Here is a 16,236-nt window from a genome sequence, read left to right on the forward strand (position 1 = left end):
ACTTCGTATTGAATGGCTTCGCTTTCCTAGGGTGCCGTCTCAGCCTTGGTCTTCGACTGGCACTGCTCCCTCAGGAGTCTCGCCATTAATACTACGTATTAACATGTAATTTTACTTTGAAATACTTTTAAAAAATAAGACACTTTGCCCAACTTGCACATAAATGTAAAATTCAATAAAATGAATTTTCTGTGTTGGGTCCCTTCTTATAATTTAATAAATACCACTAAACTAAATTAACGAGGTGCCTTATGTATAAAAATTATAACATGACCCAACTACACTACCAATAGAAACTTCTGTTAGAATCCCTCAAAATGATATTTCACGATATGTTAATGAAATTGTTGAAACAATACCTGATAGCGAATTCGATGAATTCAGACATCATCGTGGCGCAACATCCTATCATCCAAAAATGATGTTAAAAATCATCTTATATGCATATACTCAATCTGTTTAATTATGTTCAAAGCATTAAGGTAACAAGACAATATCTAAGATATCAAAGATAGAAATTTTTTGACGTTGTTGCTGATTGTAAACATAACCATCAATTTCATAATTAATAGCATCAATACGATAAATGGTTAAGCGTACTGAATCTACAAAGCCATTATTATAAAATTTAACTTCTACAGGTTGGGCATATTGTAGCGCCTCGTGTAGCCGAATGTTTAGCTCAGCCAATTGATCATCTGATAATACAGGACGTGTAATTTTGTTTTGGTCGATAATGTATTGTTGAATCGTTTCGAATTGTTCGGGTAATGTTGCAAAAGGAGCCCATTTAATCATGCCTCTTCCCATAGGTATATTGTTATCTAGTAATTCTCTTGGAACGTTACGATAATCAGTTTCTTCTTCATAACTTGTCATCCTTAATTCACCCCAATCTGATAATTACATTATACGAACATGTGTTCTATTTTGCAACAAAAATTTTGTGGAAGCATAAACGCGTTAATAATTAATGCTCGTGTAAGTAAAAAAGAGGGATTAATTAAAATCGAATAATGACATATCACAGCAAATAGTTCTTTTAAAGTAGTTAAATAGTTTTAGCTTTAAGGAAATGATAAATGATTGTTAATTCTAGCTAAAATTTAATAAAATGAAAATAAGACTAACATGGAGGGGTAAAAGTAATGACAAATGGATATATTGGTTCTTACACTAAAAAGAATGGTAAAGGGATTTATCGCTTTGAATTAAACGAAAATCAGTCACGTATTGATTTATTAGAAACAGGATTTGAATTAGAAGCGTCTACATATTTGGTGCGTAATAATGAAGTTTTATATGGAATCAACAAAGAAGGAGAACAATGCGGTGTTGCGAGTTTGAAAATTGATGACAATGGTGAATTGCATTTATTAAATAAATGTTTGTCTTCAAAAGCTGGTACAGGTTGTTATGTATCGATTTCAGAAGATAAACGATATTTATTTGAAGCGGTATATGGTGCTGGCATCATACGTATGTATGAATTAAACACGCACACAGGTGAAATTATACGTCTAATTCAAGAACTTGCGCATGATTTTCCAACAGGTACACATGAAAGACAAGATCATCCACACGCACATTATATTAATCAAACTCCAGATGGTAAGTACGTTGCAGTAACAGATTTAGGTGCTGATCGTATCGTTACTTATAAATTTGATGACAACGGGTTTGAATTTTATAAAGAATCTTTATTTAAAGATAGTGATGGGACAAGACATATTGAATTTCATGATAATGGAAAATTTGCTTATGTCGTACACGAATTATCAAATGCTGTGAGTGTTGCAGAATATAATGACGGTAAATTTGAAGAGCTCGAGCGTCATTTAACAATTCCTGAAAACTTTGATGGAGATACTAAACTTGCAGCAGTGCGTTTATCTCATGATCAACAATTCTTATATGTATCTAATAGAGGGCATGATAGCATTGCAATTTTTAAAGTTCTTGATAATGGTCAACACTTAGAACTAGTAACAATTACTGAAAGTGGTGGTCAATTCCCAAGAGATTTTAATATTGCCTCATCAGATGACCTTTTAGTTTGTGCTCATGAGCAAGGAGATTCAGTTGTAACTGTTTTCGAAAGAAATAAAGAAACAGGTAAAATTACGCTATGTGATAACACTCGTGTAGCATCTGAAGGTGTATGTGTCATATTTTAATCTTTAATTAATCATGATAAAAAGAAAACCATGTTTCCAAAAAATTTGTGTATACCTTGAAATTTATTGTTTTCAAGAACATCAAATTATGGAAGCATGGTTTATTTTTGGCTCAAAAATTAATTTTTAAAGAAAGCTTTGATGTATTTAAATTTACCTTTATATGGTGGTAAATGGACACCTGATTCTAATCGTGTAGATTTGAAAATGTAGCTTTTTTCATGTGTAAAAGTGTCGAATGAATATTTACCATGATAGCGTCCCATACCTGAGGCGCCAACACCACCAAATGGTAATTTAGGATTCGCTAGGTGCATCAATGTATCATTAATAGCGCCGCCGCCAAATGATAGCTCGTTTATTACACGTTGTGTAGCATTTTCATCTTCGCTAAATAAATATAAACTCAAAGGTTTTGGTCTTTGGTGAATAAAGGCTATTGCTTCATCCAATGACTGATACGTTAAAATCGGTAAGATAGGACCAAAAATTTCTTCTTGCATAATTGCTGAATCACTTGTAACGTGATCTAACAATGTTGGTTCTATATAACGTTCATCCTCATCACTATGACCACCAAATACAATATTCATTTGTGCACTGTTAAGTAATGAAGTCAGACGATGATAATGTTTAAGGTTTACAATGCGGCCATAATCTGGACTTTGTTGTATATTTTGACCATAAAATTCACGCAACGTTTTTGATAGGGCTGTGATTAAATCATCTTTTACAGATTCGTGTACTAAAATGTAATCTGGTGCAACACATGTTTGGCCGGCATTAGTGAATTTCCCAAAACAAATGCGCTCACTAGCAACTTTAATATTCGCTGTTTCATCAACGATGACTGGAGATTTACCACCCATTTCTAATGTCACAGGAACTAAATTTTCGCTGGCAGCTTGATAAACGATTTTGCCTACATTTTCACTTCCTGTAAAGAAGACATAGTCAAAAGGTAAGTGAATTAACGTTTGCGTTTCTTCAATTCCTCCCTCAATAACTTCAATGTAATTTGCATCAAATGTTTCATTGATTAATCGTTTAATCACTCGTGCAACATTTGGTGTCAACTCAGATGGTTTAATAATTGCCGTATTACCTGCTGCAATAGCACCGATTAAAGGTTCGAACACTAGTTGAAAAGGATAGTTAAATGGTGCAATGATCAAAACTGTTCCATAAGGTTCTTTTTTGATATAGCTTTTTGTTGGAAATAAATATAAAGGTGTGTCTACATTTTTTGTTTTAGTCCAGTTTTTAAGTTCCTTACGGGCAATTTTGATACTTTTCAAAGTTATGCCAATTTCAGTAGCATAAGCTTCGACTTTATTTTTTCCTAAATCTGTATATAGTGCTTCTAAAATATCGCTCTCGTATGATTTAATAGCTTTGCTTAACTTCTTTAATTGCTCTTTTCTAAAACTAATATCTTTAGTTTGTTGTGTATTGAAAAAAGCTTTACTGTCATAAAATTTTTGCTCAATGATATTCATAATGAAAAGAACCTCCTTATATGATTATTTTGGAAAAAGCGATTAATTGATTTGAATGTTGTGGCCGTTAATTTTAAATGGTCTTTCGAATTATATATGTTGAAAGTTGAAAATAGAGCGATGAATCGTGTACATAATAATATTTATAACTTTAATCATAACGAAAAAGGTAGGAAGAAAACAAAAATTTATACTCAACATCGCAAATATTTTAAGAAAATGTAAAGACAAAAGGGGAATTGTATAGAAATCACTAATCTGTGGGTTAGGGTAGCTAAAGGAATAAAAACTACTATTGAAAAGGGGTTGTAAAATAGTCAAACGTAAATAAAAAACAGTTCATTGAAAGTGAAATAAATTCTACTTTAATGAACTGTTAGTTAAATACAACATGTCTATAATTAGACAGTAATATAGTATTATTTTGTTAATGCTTCAGTGATTTGAGGTACGATTTGTTTTTTTCGAGAAACGACACCAGATAAGAAGGCCATGTCATCTTCTAATTGAACATTGAATGCTTCGCCAACTTTATCTTTTTCAGCACCTACAACTAAAATTTTAGAATCACTATTAATGATGTCAGTAACAACAAGTACAAATAAGTCATATTTTTCTTGTGCACTTACAGCTAACATTTCTTTTTCTAAATCTTCTTTACGATTTAACACTTCGTCAAGGTCAACAGCATTAACTTGTGCAATACGAGTCACATAGTCACCCATAGTAAATGATTTAGCATCCATGTTTAATAAGAATTCAACTGATTTATCAGTTGTTGAAGCACCTGCTTTTAACATATCTAAGCCGTACTTTTGAATATCAACTTTAGCAATATCTTTTAATTCTTCAGCTGCTTTAACATCTTGTTGTGTACATGTTGGTGATTTGAAAAGTAAGCTATCTGAGATAATTGCTGATAACATTAAACCGGCAATTTCAGGTTTAATTTCAAAGCCACGTTCTCTAAACATTTTGTATAAAATTGTAGCTGTACAACCAACTGGTTCAGCACGATAACATAAAGGACCAGCAGTTTCGAAATTTGCAATTCTGTGATGATCAATTACATGCTTAATTGTAGCAGAGGCAATCGTATCAGAACTTTGTTGGAATTCGTTATGATCAACTAAGATAACATCTTGACCATCTAAATCATCCGTTAATAATTCCGGAGCAGGTACATTAAATGTATCTAACGCGAATTGAGTTTCTGCACTCACATCACCTAAACGGTATGCTTTGGCTCCTGAATTACCTCTAAGTTGTTCAAATTCTGCCATAATAATCGCAGATGAAATTGCATCAGTGTCTGGATTCTTATGTCCGAAAATATATGTTTTAGCCATTGTCAAATATCTCCCTTGTAAATTGTATTCTTTATAATTATTTTAGCACGATTTAAACGTGTTGTTCTACCTCTGCACCTAATGAGTTTTTGAAATGTGCAAGTGCCCATTCATGCCCTTTTTGATTAAATGAAGCCACTCCCTCAGCAGGTACTGAAATTTTATAACCTAAGTTGTATGCAGAAATTGCTGTATGTAACACGCAAATATCGGTACATACACCAACGATTTCGACTTGATTAATACTTCTTTCTCTCAATAAACTATCAAGCGGGGTACCAAAGAACGAATCATAGCGCGTTTTATCAATGAAATGTACATTAGGTTGCGCTTTAATTGTTTCGTATAATTTACCTACTTTACCGTATAATTCTCTACCACTTGTATCTACGATATTGTGTGGTGGGAATAATTTACTTTCAGGATGATGAATGTCATGTAAATAATGTAAATCCATTAAAAAGAATATATGGTCTTGATAATAATTAAAGTCATTGATACGAGAAACAATAAAATCTTCAATATTTTGTCCAGGTTTACCGCATGTTAGTAAGCCGTCATCTGCGATAAAGTCATATGAATAGTCAACAACTAATAGTGCGCGATGTGTCATTCAACATCTCTCCTATATAATAATAAAATAAACTCCCATCTATTCATAAATGCTAGAGTAATTTTTAACCCTAATGGTTAATATATAAATATAGATTAAGTATATAGATTAATCAACTTTTTTGGAAGAGCAAATCACGCAATCAACAAATAATATAAGAAGTTTTTGCGATAGTTTTAAAATAGCTGTAATAGAATACTAAATGTGACAAACTTAGAACTAATATCAAGTGTTGATGTTTTGAATATAAAAATGCTAATAGATGGCATCACGAGATTTATGACTATCTGTTAAATCAACCTAACACGATTATAATTTGAATAATTGGTTAATATATGAGTAATTAGAAAATAGACAAAGGATGACGATTTATGTATATCAATATGAAAGATTATGGGTTAACAGGCATAAACAAAACTAAAGATACTCGAGCAATACAACATGCGTTAAATCGTGGAAGATGTAAACCAACGACAGTTTATATACCGAAAGGGACGTATGATATTTGCAAACCATTAACGATATATGGCAATACAACACTTTTGTTGGATAATGAAACTATTTTACGCCGATGTCATTCTGGTCCTTTATTAAAAAATGGTCATCGCTTTGGTTTTTATCGTGGTTATAATGGACACAGTCATATTCATATTAAAGGCGGCAAGCTTGATATGAATGGCGTATCGTATCCTTATAACAATACAGCTATGTGCATTGGGCATGCTGAAGATATTCAATTAATAGGTGTGACTATTAAGAATGTAGTGAGTGGTCATGCAATTGATGCTTGCGGGATTAATGGACTCTATATTAAAAGTTGTTCATTTGAAGGATTTATAGACTATAGTGGCGAACGCTTTTATTCTGAAGCAATACAATTAGACATTCAAGTACCTGGTGCTTTTCCAAAATTCGGAACGACAGATGGTACGATAACGAAAAATGTCGTTATCGAAGATTGTTATTTTGGACCTTCAGAATTGCCCGAAATGGGAAGTTGGAATCGTGCTATTGGCTCACATGCAAGTAGACATAATCGTTACTATGAGAATATTCATATTAGAAATAATATATTTGAAGATATACAAGGTTATGCATTAACTCCCTTGAAGTATAAAGATGCTTTCATTATTAATAATAAGTTTATTAACTGTGAGGGTGGTATTAGATATTTAGGAGTTAGAGATGGTAAAAATGCAGCAGATGTGATGACAGGAAAAGACTTAGGTTCCCAAGCAGGCATAAATATGAATATAATTGGAAATGAATTTAAAGGATCAATGTCTAAAGATGCGATACATGTACGTAATTATAATAATGTTAAACATAAAGATGTATTAATCGTTGGGAATACATTCAATAATTCGACTCAATCAATTCATTTAGAAGATATTGATACAGTGTTTTTAAGTCCTGTTGAAGCGGGTATTCAAGTTACTACAATCAATGTAGATGAAATAAAAAAGTAAAAAGTTTCGCATGACATTAGGATTAAGAATAGTAGATAATTTTTGAAAGCGCATTCATAAAACGGTATAAATATGCTATAATAAACCCAATTATCTGATGAAAGGGGTATTTTGACGGTAATGATAATACAAGATAGACAACTTTCTATACTCTAATATAGTGAGTTGAAGTAGCTTGTCATAATCATCATGAGGGGGAAATTTATGGCTTATTTCAATCAACATCAATCAATGATATCGAAAAGGTATTTAACATTCTTTTCAAAATCAAAGAAAAAGAAACCGTTTAGTGCGGGACAACTTATTGGACTAATATTAGGTCCATTACTTTTCCTATTAACATTATTATTCTTTCATCCACAAGACTTACCTTGGAAAGGCGTATATGTCTTAGCGATTACTTTATGGATTGCGACTTGGTGGATTACTGAAGCAATTCCTATTGCAGCAACGAGCTTATTACCAATTGTGTTATTACCATTAGGTCATATACTTACACCAGAACAAGTATCATCCGAATATGGCAATGATATTATCTTTTTGTTTTTAGGTGGATTTATTTTGGCAATTGCAATGGAAAGATGGAATTTACATACGAGAGTAGCGTTGACAATTATTAATTTGATTGGTGCAAGCACTTCAAAAATATTACTTGGATTCATGGTGGCAACAGGATTCTTATCTATGTTTGTATCGAACACTGCAGCTGTAATGATTATGATTCCGATTGGTTTAGCAATTATTAAGGAAGCACATGATTTACAAGAAGCCAATACGAATCAAACAAGTATTCAAAAGTTTGAAAAATCTCTAGTTTTAGCAATTGGCTATGCAGGTACGATTGGTGGCTTGGGTACATTAATCGGAACCCCGCCATTAATTATTTTAAAAGGACAATATATGCAACATTTTGGACATGAAATTAGTTTTGCTAAATGGATGATTGTAGGGATTCCAACGGTCATTGTTTTGTTAGGTATTACTTGGCTCTATTTAAGATATGTTGCGTTTAGACATGATTTGAAATATTTACCTGGTGGTCAGACGTTAATTAAACAAAAGTTAGACGAGCTTGGCAAAATGAAGTATGAAGAAAAGGTAGTACAAACTATCTTTGTACTTGCCAGCTTATTATGGATTACAAGAGAGTTTCTTCTGAAAAAATGGGAAGTTACGTCATCCGTTGCAGATGGTACGATTGCTATTTTTATATCAATATTATTATTTGTTATTCCAGCTAAAAATACTGAAAAACATCGCCGTATCATTGACTGGGAAGTTGCAAAAGAGCTCCCTTGGGGTGTATTAATTTTATTTGGTGGCGGTTTAGCATTAGCGAAAGGTATTTCTGAAAGTGGTTTAGCAAAATGGTTAGGCGAACAGTTGAAATCATTAAATGGTGTTAGTCCGATTCTTATTGTAATTGTCATAACAATCTTTGTCTTATTTTTAACTGAAGTGACATCTAATACTGCAACTGCAACGATGATTTTACCGATTTTAGCAACGTTGTCTGTTGCTGTTGGAGTGCATCCATTACTACTTATGGCACCTGCAGCTATGGCGGCTAACTGTGCATACATGTTACCAGTAGGGACACCACCGAATGCAATTATCTTTGGTTCAGGTAAAATATCTATCAAACAAATGGCATCAGTAGGATTCTGGGTAAACTTAATCAGTGCAATAATTATTATTTTAGTCGTGTATTATGTAATGCCTATAGTTTTAGGTATTGATATAAATCAACCACTGCCATTGAAATAGTAATTGCAGATTAGAACGAAAAATAAAAGGTTACATTAGCAATTGCTTGAACGAGTGGTAATGAAACGTATACAGCAGCATCGTGTAAAAACAATACAAACAAAAGAAAGTCAACCAAGGATGGATTCCTATTTTAATCCTTGGTTGACTCTTTATTTTATTTAAATTGTAGAACCTAGAAAATAAAGTTTAATTAAAAGCACCAATCATTTCTACTTTGAAATCTAAGGTTTCTAAAATAGCAATGACTTTCTTTATATCGGTTGTAATTGCAGAATCAGCCTGAACGAAAAATCGATACATACCTAATTGTGTTTTTAAAGGACGAGACTCAATCCAGGATAAATTAATATTAAACAAAGCAAATGTATTAAGCACACTTGCTAACAACCCAGGTTTATCATGCATTGGTGTAATTAAAAACATCAATGATGTCGCATTTTGATCAAATTGCTGCTGATTTTTTATAACTAAAAAACGTGTCACGTTATGTGGATAGTCTTCAATATGTGTATCAATAGGTGTAAAACCATAAGCTTCGCCACTACCTAAAGGTGCAATTGCTGCAACGCCATTTTCAATTTTAGTCAAACTTTGAATTGTACTGTCGACATAATCATAGTCAAATTGATGTTGATGTATGTAATTTGTTGTTTGACTGATTGCTGGTGCAATAGAATACACTTTTTTAATATCAGAAATGGAATCTGTTCCATTACCATATAATGCAAAGTTAATATCTAAACGTATTTCACCGTGTGCAAAGACATCTTGCTGTGCAAGTGCATCTGCCACAATGTTGATTGTTCCTTCTATAGAATTTTCAATAGGGACAACACCAATCGATGTGTCATCATCTGCAACTGCCTTGATGACTTCAAATAAATTTGACTTTGGTTGAAAAGTTGTTTCCTTTTCAGAAAAATACTGACGACAAGCCAAATATGAAAATGTACCTTTAGGGCCTAAATAATATAATTGCATATGCTACACCTCTACTAACTTAATGATGGAAAGGGCACTGGTTAGCATTTGATTCTTTCTTTTTATAGAAAAAGTTTGGATCTTTTACTGTATTGTCATATCCATGATGATAATTTGACGTCAATGTTGGAGATAATGGCGGCGCTAGCCAAGACCATTTTCCGGTAACTTGACGACCTTGTTGTGCTTCATTACGTTCGAATAGTTCGAATTGCTTTGCAGCGGTCAAATGATCGACAATTGATACGCCTTCTTTTTTAAAGGAATGATACACAGCATAGTTCAATTCAACAAGTGCTCGATCTTTATTAAATGAATTATTTTTAAGTGTATCAAATTCAAACGCATCTGCAACTTTTTCTAGTAAATTGTAACGGTAATCATCAATAAAGTTACGTACGCCAATTTCAGTTACCATATACCAACCGTTAAAGGGTGCAGTTGGATATACAATGCCACCGATTTTTAAGTCCATATTGGAAATGATAGGGACTGCATACCATTTTAAGTTCAATTTTCTTAATTTTGGATAATGATTATGTTCAATAGGTACTTCTTTAATTAATGAAGTAGGATATTCGTAAAATTTAACTGACTCATTAGGTAATTGGTAAATCAGTGGTAACACGTCAAAATTAGTACCTTTTCCTTTCCAACCTAAGTGATTTGCTAAGCGTGTAACTTCTTTTTCAGCAGGATCACCACAATTGTCATAGCCAGCATAGCGAATTAATTGATTGTTGAAAATTTTAGGTCCATCCTTTGGAGCATATATAGTAATATACGGCTTTAATTTACCTTCATTTGTAGCCTGTGTAATATGATAAGTAATTGATGATAAGAACGATGCTTCGTCAGTAACATCTCTTGCATCAATGACATTTAACGAATCCCAAAATAAACGACCAATGCAACGATTTGAATTACGCCAAGCCATTTTAGCACCATAAATAAGTTCTTCTTCTGTATGTGTATATGTCCCAGTTTCTTTTATTTCTAGTTCAATGTCATGTAAACGTTTATTGATAATTTGCGTTTCATAATGACACTCTTTATACATGTTTTCTATGAAAGCTTGAGCCTCTTTAAATAACATTAACAACACCTCGCTTTATATTATAGTCTACATTATTAAAATACTCTTAAAAATTATGTATATGTCATTAAATTGTTGGTTGATTTTAATTAAAAGTATGGAAATTAAGGAGCTCTTATGTATATAAAAAAATGAATTATGATAAAATGTAAGAAAATATTTAGGTCGATTGGAGAGATACAAGTGTACCAATTAGAAGACGACAGTTTAATGTTACATAATGACTTATATCAAATAAATATGGCTGAAAGTTATTGGAATGATAATATTCATGAAAAAATGGCTGTATTTGATTTGTATTTTAGAAAAATGCCATTTAATAGTGGCTATGCTGTTTTTAATGGTTTAAAACGCGTCATTGATTTTATAGAACATTTTGGATTTTCAGAATCTGATTTGGAATATTTAAAGTCTATTGGCTACAAGGATGATTTCTTATCATATTTAAAAGATTTAAAATTCACAGGAAGCATTCGTTCGATGCAAGAAGGCGAGTTATGCTTTGGTAACGAACCATTGTTACGCGTAGAAGCACCATTGATTCAAGCGCAATTAATAGAAACAATTTTATTAAACATTGTAAATTTCCATACACTAATTACAACAAAGGCTAGCAGAATTCGTCAAATTGCATCAAATGATAAATTAATGGAGTTTGGTACACGTCGTGCGCAAGAAATTGATGCAGCATTGTGGGGCGCTAGAGCTGCTTACATCGGGGGCTTTGATTCTACAAGTAATGTTAGGGCGGGGAAATTATTTGGTATACCTGTGTCTGGTACACATGCACATGCATTTGTCCAAACTTATGGAGACGAATATGTTGCCTTCAAAAAATATGCTGAAAGACATAAAAATTGTGTGTTCCTAGTAGATACATTCCATACTTTAAAATCTGGCGTGCCAAACGCAATAAAAGTTGCAAAAGAATTAGGTGACAAAATTAACTTTGTAGGTATTCGATTAGATTCTGGAGATATCGCTTATTTATCTAAAGAGGCAAGACGTATGCTTGATGAAGCAGGATTTACTGAAACTAAAATTATCGCGTCTAATGATTTGGATGAAGAAACGATTACGAGTTTGAAAGCACAAGGTGCAAAAGTAGATTCTTGGGGCGTTGGTACAAAGCTGATTACAGGATACGATCAACCAGCATTAGGTGCAGTATATAAACTTGTAGCTATTGAAAATGAAGATGGTTCATATAGTGATCGTATTAAATTATCAAATAACGCTGAAAAGGTTACGACGCCAGGTAAGAAAAATGTATATCGCATTATAAACAAGAAAACAGGTAAGGCAGAAGGCGATTATATTACTTTGGAAAATGAAAATCCATACGATGAACAACCTTTAAAATTATTCCATCCAGTGCATACTTATAAAATGAAATTTATAAAATCTTTCGAAGCCATTGATTTGCATCATAATATTTATGAAAATGGTAAATTAGTATATCAAATGCCAACAGAAGATGAATCACGTGAATATTTAGCACTAGGATTACAATCTATTTGGGATGAAAATAAGCGTTTCCTGAATCCACAAGAATATCCAGTCGATTTAAGCAAGGCATGTTGGGATAATAAACATAAACGTATTTTTGAAGTTGCGGAACACGTTAAGGAGATGGAAGAAGATAATGAGTAAATTACAAGACGTTATTGTACAAGAAATGAAAGTGAAAAAGCGTATCGATAGTGCTGAAGAAATTATGGAATTAAAGCAATTTATAAAAAATTATGTACAATCACATTCATTTATAAAATCTTTAGTGTTAGGTATTTCAGGAGGACAGGATTCTACATTAGTTGGAAAACTAGTACAAATGTCTGTTAACGAATTACGTGAAGAAGGCATTGATTGTACGTTTATTGCAGTTAAATTACCTTATGGAGTTCAAAAAGATGCTGATGAAGTTGACCAAGCTTTGCGATTCATTGAACCAGATGAAATAGTAACAGTCAATATTAAGCCTGCAGTTGATCAAAGTGTGCAATCATTAAAAGAAGCCGGTATTGTTCTTACAGATTTCCAAAAAGGAAATGAAAAAGCGCGTGAACGTATGAAAGTACAATTTTCAATTGCTTCAAACCGACAAGGTATCGTAGTTGGCACTGATCATTCTGCAGAAAATATAACTGGTTTTTATACGAAGTACGGTGATGGTGCTGCAGATATCGCACCTATATTTGGTTTGAATAAACGACAAGGTCGTCAATTATTAGCGTATCTTGGTGCGCCAAAGGAATTATATGAAAAAACGCCAACTGCTGATTTAGAAGATGATAAACCACAGCTTCCAGATGAAGATGCATTAGGTGTAACTTATGAGGCGATTGATAATTATTTAGAAGGTAAGCCAGTTACGCCAGAAGAACAAAAAGTAATTGAAAATCATTATATACGAAATGCACACAAACGTGAACTTGCATATACAAGATACACGTGGCCAAAATCCTAATTTAATTTTTTCTTCTAACGTGTGACTTAAATTAAATATGAGTTAGAATTAATAACATTAAACCACATTCAGCTAGACTACTTCAGTGTATAAATTGAAAGTGTATGAACTAAAGTAAGTATGTTCATTTGAGAATAAATTTTTATTTATGACAAATTCGCTATTTATTTATGAGAGTTTTCGTACTATATTATATTAATATGCATTCATTAAGGTTAGTTTGAAGCAGTTTGGTATTTAAAGTGTAATTGAAAGAGAGTGGGGCGCCTTATGTCATTCGTAACAGAAAATCCATGGTTAATGGTACTAACTATATTTATCATTAACGTTTGTTATGTAACGTTTTTAACGATGCGAACAATTTTAACGTTGAAAGGTTATCGTTATATTGCTGCATCAGTTAGTTTTTTAGAAGTATTAGTTTATATCGTTGGTTTAGGTTTGGTTATGTCTAATTTAGACCATATTCAAAATATTATTGCCTACGCATTTGGTTTTTCAATAGGTATCATTGTTGGTATGAAAATAGAAGAAAAACTGGCATTAGGTTATACAGTTGTAAATGTAACTTCAGCAGAATATGAGTTAGATTTACCGAATGAACTTCGAAATTTAGGATATGGCGTTACGCACTATGCTGCGTTTGGTAGAGATGGTAGTCGTATGGTGATGCAAATTTTAACACCAAGAAAATATGAACGTAAATTGATGGATACGATAAAAAATTTAGATCCGAAAGCATTTATCATTGCGTATGAACCTCGAAACATACATGGTGGATTCTGGACTAAAGGCATTCGTCGTAGAAAGCTTAAAGATTATGAACCAGAAGAACTGGAAAGTGTAGTAGAACATGAAATTCAAAGTAAATGAGAATGAAACAATTGCTGATTGTTTGTCACGAATGAAAATGCAAGGGTATATGCCGGTAAAACGTATTGAAAAACCCGTGTTTCAAGAGCAAAAAGATGGCACGGTTGAAGTATCACATCAAGAAATCATTTTTGTAGGTAAGAAAATCCAATAACATAATCCAATTTAAATAAAGACTATTTGAAGAGGAAAGGCTATTCAAAGTTTGAGTAATTTTACTTTGAATAGCCTATTTGTTTATACATGCAAGATGCTCGATCCATATTGTATGAGAAACCCCCAGCAAGCTATATAAAGCATATGCTGGGGGTTCTTAATATTTTAAAAATTATTGTTAGATTATATATATCGTCGCTTTTTCTAAAAAAATCTCATCGCATGAAATTTTTTCTTCCTAGAGACCTTTAATAAGATTAATAGTTTACTTAATCATATCTAGATAGTCTTATGACTTTTGCTTAATGAAAGTCATTCTAGGAGAAGTTCCCAAAGCTTCTGTGTTCATAATTGTTAGTAGTATTTTATTATCATTTGGTATAAATATTTCAATAACAATTGAGCTATTATTTTTATTATATAATGTGAGTTGTTTGTGTTCTGTATTTATATATTTGCAAATGTAATCAGAATCGTCTGAGGTACTGAGAATAAATTTTAAAGGACTATCATTTAAATCTTGAGGATGCCATTCTCCCTCAATAATATTAAGATAATACTTAGCCTCTGAATTACATTTGAATTTATCAATACTAAATAATTCAAATTGTTCCATAATATTATTTACCTTTCTAAAATACAAATTTTAATAACCATAAATAGATGAATACCATTGATAATGGTCGCCATTGGATACTGGAATAACATTGTTTTTAGCATCTTGAGTCATAAAACCATTATCCCATGGATTCCATATAATTATAACCTCTTGTCCATTATCTAATTTAGCGTTCCCAACAACTGCCATGGCATGCCCTACGTGCATACCATTTCTTGATTCTACTCTACTACCTAAAACAGCAATTCCTTTATTATTTTTAGTAAGATTGTCAACTTCATTATATGTAGTCATTCTATTAAGAAGTTGTGGACTTCTTCCCTGAGTTTGTCCAAAATAAATCATCTCTCTTGGCGTTAAACCAGTAAATTGGAATCGTTGTCCTTGTAAGTTTGGGTGTAAAAATCTCATCACAGCTTCTGCATGATATTTGTTAGTATTATAAGTCGCATTTAGTAATGCAGACATCGTATAGCCTGCACACCAACCATTGTTACCTTGAGTTTCTCTTATCTTGAAATTCTCAAGTTTATTTACATATTGCTCGTTGTAAGTATAATTATTACTTTTAAATTGACTAGTTGGCATAGTGACAGAAGCTTTTTGCTTTAGTTGCGTTACATTATTGCCAGTAGGTATACTCTCAGTCTTTTTTAACTTTTTATCTTCTAGACGTGGTGTTTTTAGTACTAGTTTAGCTTTATGATTTTGAGTAACCACATAGTAACCTTTTGAGTTTGTCAAAATAGTAATTTGTTGATCTTTATATTGATTTAAGACTTTAGATAAAAATGGAGAAACATTGATTGTGTATTTAGAAGATGAACTAGAATACTTAGTGACTTTTGGTGAAATTGTAACTATATAATCGATATTACCTTCAGTGTTCAAAACTGGAAAATAATAATTACCATCACTCTTTTTGTTGAATTTATAAATTTTAAAAGGTTCACCAAGTGTATACGAGGCTTTCTCTTTATTATAGATTTTATCAAGTGAAGTAACATAAGAAAGATAGTCTTTTTGCGCTAAATTACGTACTTCAGTAGGAATACTCTTGTCCTCGACATTAACTTGCACATGCTTCTTATCTTTTGCTTTGATATTTGAATTGCTCTCAGCGTTTGCAATAGGGGTAACACTTAAAGAAAGTATTAAACTTAAAGC

General features: G+C 32.3%; 17 protein-coding genes and 1 pseudogene. 9 read left to right on the forward strand and 9 right to left on the reverse strand.

The genetic code is table 11. The annotated features are described in order from the left end of the window. Nucleotides 1-251 precede the first annotated feature (251 nt). Nucleotides 252-460: pseudogene (locus IDG66_RS09360) on the forward strand (transposase); the annotation flags it as partial. Between the two features lie 17 nt (nucleotides 461-477). Here IDG66_RS09360 and IDG66_RS09365 read toward each other — a convergent pair. After that, nucleotides 478-879 (reverse strand): YolD-like family protein, encoded by a 402-nt coding sequence (locus IDG66_RS09365; RefSeq protein WP_000205106.1) that lies wholly within the window; start codon nucleotides 877-879, stop codon nucleotides 478-480. 269 nt (nucleotides 880-1,148) lie between these two features. Here IDG66_RS09365 and pglS point away from each other — a divergent pair, with 269 nt between their 5' ends. Beyond that, entirely contained in the window at nucleotides 1,149-2,177 is a 1,029-nt protein-coding gene (gene pglS, locus IDG66_RS09370; protein ID WP_032099407.1) for a 6-phosphogluconolactonase, read from the forward strand. A 119-nt stretch (nucleotides 2,178-2,296) separates the two neighbouring features. Here the strand turns inward: pglS and IDG66_RS09375 are convergent, their stop codons facing one another. Then, entirely contained in the window at nucleotides 2,297-3,676 is a 1,380-nt protein-coding gene (locus tag IDG66_RS09375) for an aldehyde dehydrogenase (protein ID WP_001021214.1), read from the reverse strand. A 51-nt stretch (nucleotides 3,677-3,727) separates the two neighbouring features. On the opposite strand from IDG66_RS09375, the gene IDG66_RS09380 reads away from it, so the two are divergent. Continuing rightward, complete coding sequence (locus IDG66_RS09380; RefSeq protein ID WP_001790680.1) at nucleotides 3,728-3,901, forward strand: hypothetical protein; 174 nt, start codon at nucleotides 3,728-3,730, stop codon at nucleotides 3,899-3,901. A gap of 194 nt (nucleotides 3,902-4,095) precedes the next feature. On the opposite strand, the gene IDG66_RS09385 is transcribed toward IDG66_RS09380, so the two are convergent. Further along, nucleotides 4,096-5,025, reverse strand: a complete 930-nt coding sequence (locus IDG66_RS09385) for a manganese-dependent inorganic pyrophosphatase (protein WP_001140871.1) — start codon at nucleotides 5,023-5,025, stop codon at nucleotides 4,096-4,098. A gap of 52 nt (nucleotides 5,026-5,077) precedes the next feature. Continuing rightward, nucleotides 5,078-5,638 (reverse strand): cysteine hydrolase family protein, encoded by a 561-nt coding sequence (locus IDG66_RS09390; RefSeq protein WP_000149686.1) that lies wholly within the window; start codon nucleotides 5,636-5,638, stop codon nucleotides 5,078-5,080. A 371-nt stretch (nucleotides 5,639-6,009) separates the two neighbouring features. On the opposite strand from IDG66_RS09390, the gene IDG66_RS09395 reads away from it, so the two are divergent. Further along, a complete protein-coding gene (locus IDG66_RS09395; RefSeq protein ID WP_000275710.1) occupies nucleotides 6,010-7,107 on the forward strand; it encodes a glycosyl hydrolase family 28-related protein in 1,098 nt (365 codons plus the stop codon). Nucleotides 7,108-7,311: 204 nt separating this feature from the next. Beyond that, a complete protein-coding gene (locus IDG66_RS09400) occupies nucleotides 7,312-8,874 on the forward strand; it encodes an SLC13 family permease (protein WP_000323164.1) in 1,563 nt (520 codons plus the stop codon). Between the two features lie 10 nt (nucleotides 8,875-8,884). Here IDG66_RS09400 and IDG66_RS09405 read toward each other — a convergent pair whose 3' ends face one another. The 3 genes from IDG66_RS09405 to IDG66_RS09415 all read right to left on the reverse strand — a co-directional run bounded on the left by IDG66_RS09405 (nucleotide 8,885) and on the right by IDG66_RS09415 (nucleotide 10,954). Beyond that, entirely contained in the window at nucleotides 8,885-8,992 is a 108-nt protein-coding gene (locus tag IDG66_RS09405) for a hypothetical protein (protein ID WP_001802312.1), read from the reverse strand. 71 nt (nucleotides 8,993-9,063) lie between these two features. Further along, nucleotides 9,064-9,858 carry a prephenate dehydratase gene (locus IDG66_RS09410; RefSeq protein WP_001177816.1) on the reverse strand — a complete coding sequence of 265 codons (795 nt, stop codon included), beginning with the start codon at nucleotides 9,856-9,858 and terminating at the stop codon, nucleotides 9,064-9,066. A gap of 19 nt (nucleotides 9,859-9,877) precedes the next feature. After that, nucleotides 9,878-10,954 carry a nitric oxide synthase oxygenase gene (locus tag IDG66_RS09415; RefSeq protein ID WP_000897635.1) on the reverse strand — a complete coding sequence of 359 codons (1,077 nt, stop codon included), beginning with the start codon at nucleotides 10,952-10,954 and terminating at the stop codon, nucleotides 9,878-9,880. Between the two features lie 183 nt (nucleotides 10,955-11,137). Between IDG66_RS09415 and IDG66_RS09420 the strand changes: the two genes are divergently transcribed. The 4 genes from IDG66_RS09420 (at nucleotide 11,138) to IDG66_RS09435 (ending at nucleotide 14,448) form a co-directional block, all read left to right on the forward strand. Then, complete coding sequence (locus IDG66_RS09420) at nucleotides 11,138-12,607, forward strand: nicotinate phosphoribosyltransferase (protein ID WP_000284431.1); 1,470 nt, start codon at nucleotides 11,138-11,140, stop codon at nucleotides 12,605-12,607. Next, the gene (gene nadE, locus IDG66_RS09425) at nucleotides 12,600-13,421 is read left to right on the forward strand and encodes an ammonia-dependent NAD(+) synthetase (RefSeq protein WP_000040866.1); all 822 of its coding nucleotides are present in this window, start codon (nucleotides 12,600-12,602) and stop codon (nucleotides 13,419-13,421) included. Before IDG66_RS09420 ends, nadE begins: the two co-directional genes overlap by 8 nt. A 270-nt stretch (nucleotides 13,422-13,691) precedes the next feature. Next, nucleotides 13,692-14,294 carry a DUF2179 domain-containing protein gene (locus IDG66_RS09430; RefSeq protein ID WP_000011542.1) on the forward strand — a complete coding sequence of 201 codons (603 nt, stop codon included), beginning with the start codon at nucleotides 13,692-13,694 and terminating at the stop codon, nucleotides 14,292-14,294. Further along, nucleotides 14,275-14,448 (forward strand): NETI motif-containing protein, encoded by a 174-nt coding sequence (locus IDG66_RS09435; RefSeq protein ID WP_000669861.1) that lies wholly within the window; start codon nucleotides 14,275-14,277, stop codon nucleotides 14,446-14,448. Before IDG66_RS09430 ends, IDG66_RS09435 begins: the two co-directional genes overlap by 20 nt. 291 nt (nucleotides 14,449-14,739) lie before the next feature. On the opposite strand, the gene IDG66_RS09440 is transcribed toward IDG66_RS09435, so the two are convergent. Both IDG66_RS09440 and scpA read right to left on the reverse strand, forming a co-directional pair. Further along, nucleotides 14,740-15,066 (reverse strand): staphostatin A, encoded by a 327-nt coding sequence (locus IDG66_RS09440; RefSeq protein ID WP_000434534.1) that lies wholly within the window; start codon nucleotides 15,064-15,066, stop codon nucleotides 14,740-14,742. A 30-nt stretch (nucleotides 15,067-15,096) separates the two neighbouring features. After that, nucleotides 15,097-16,236 (reverse strand): cysteine protease staphopain (gene scpA / locus IDG66_RS09445; RefSeq protein ID WP_206172192.1); only part of this gene is annotated, 1,140 nt, incomplete at its 5' end.

This window comes from Staphylococcus sp. EG-SA-18 (genome assembly GCF_017151825.1).
GTDB classification, from domain to species: domain Bacteria; phylum Bacillota; class Bacilli; order Staphylococcales; family Staphylococcaceae; genus Staphylococcus; species Staphylococcus aureus.

Excerpts from the sequence above, each read along its gene's own strand:
- IDG66_RS09365 (WP_000205106.1), bottom strand. The coding sequence starts at position 879 with ATGACAAGTTATGAAGAAGAAACTGATTATCGTAACGTTCCAAGAGAA.
- pglS (WP_032099407.1), top strand. The coding sequence starts at position 1,149 with ATGACAAATGGATATATTGGTTCTTACACTAAAAAGAATGGTAAAGGG.
- IDG66_RS09375 (WP_001021214.1), bottom strand. The coding sequence starts at position 3,676 with ATGAATATCATTGAGCAAAAATTTTATGACAGTAAAGCTTTTTTCAAT.
- IDG66_RS09385 (WP_001140871.1), bottom strand. The coding sequence starts at position 5,025 with ATGGCTAAAACATATATTTTCGGACATAAGAATCCAGACACTGATGCA.
- IDG66_RS09390 (WP_000149686.1), bottom strand. The coding sequence starts at position 5,638 with ATGACACATCGCGCACTATTAGTTGTTGACTATTCATATGACTTTATC.
- IDG66_RS09395 (WP_000275710.1), top strand. The coding sequence starts at position 6,010 with ATGTATATCAATATGAAAGATTATGGGTTAACAGGCATAAACAAAACT.
- IDG66_RS09400 (WP_000323164.1), top strand. The coding sequence starts at position 7,312 with ATGGCTTATTTCAATCAACATCAATCAATGATATCGAAAAGGTATTTA.
- IDG66_RS09410 (WP_001177816.1), bottom strand. The coding sequence starts at position 9,858 with ATGCAATTATATTATTTAGGCCCTAAAGGTACATTTTCATATTTGGCT.
- IDG66_RS09415 (WP_000897635.1), bottom strand. The coding sequence starts at position 10,954 with ATGTTATTTAAAGAGGCTCAAGCTTTCATAGAAAACATGTATAAAGAG.
- nadE (WP_000040866.1), top strand. The coding sequence starts at position 12,600 with ATGAGTAAATTACAAGACGTTATTGTACAAGAAATGAAAGTGAAAAAG.
- IDG66_RS09430 (WP_000011542.1), top strand. The coding sequence starts at position 13,692 with ATGTCATTCGTAACAGAAAATCCATGGTTAATGGTACTAACTATATTT.
- IDG66_RS09435 (WP_000669861.1), top strand. The coding sequence starts at position 14,275 with ATGAAATTCAAAGTAAATGAGAATGAAACAATTGCTGATTGTTTGTCA.
- IDG66_RS09440 (WP_000434534.1), bottom strand. The coding sequence starts at position 15,066 with ATGGAACAATTTGAATTATTTAGTATTGATAAATTCAAATGTAATTCA.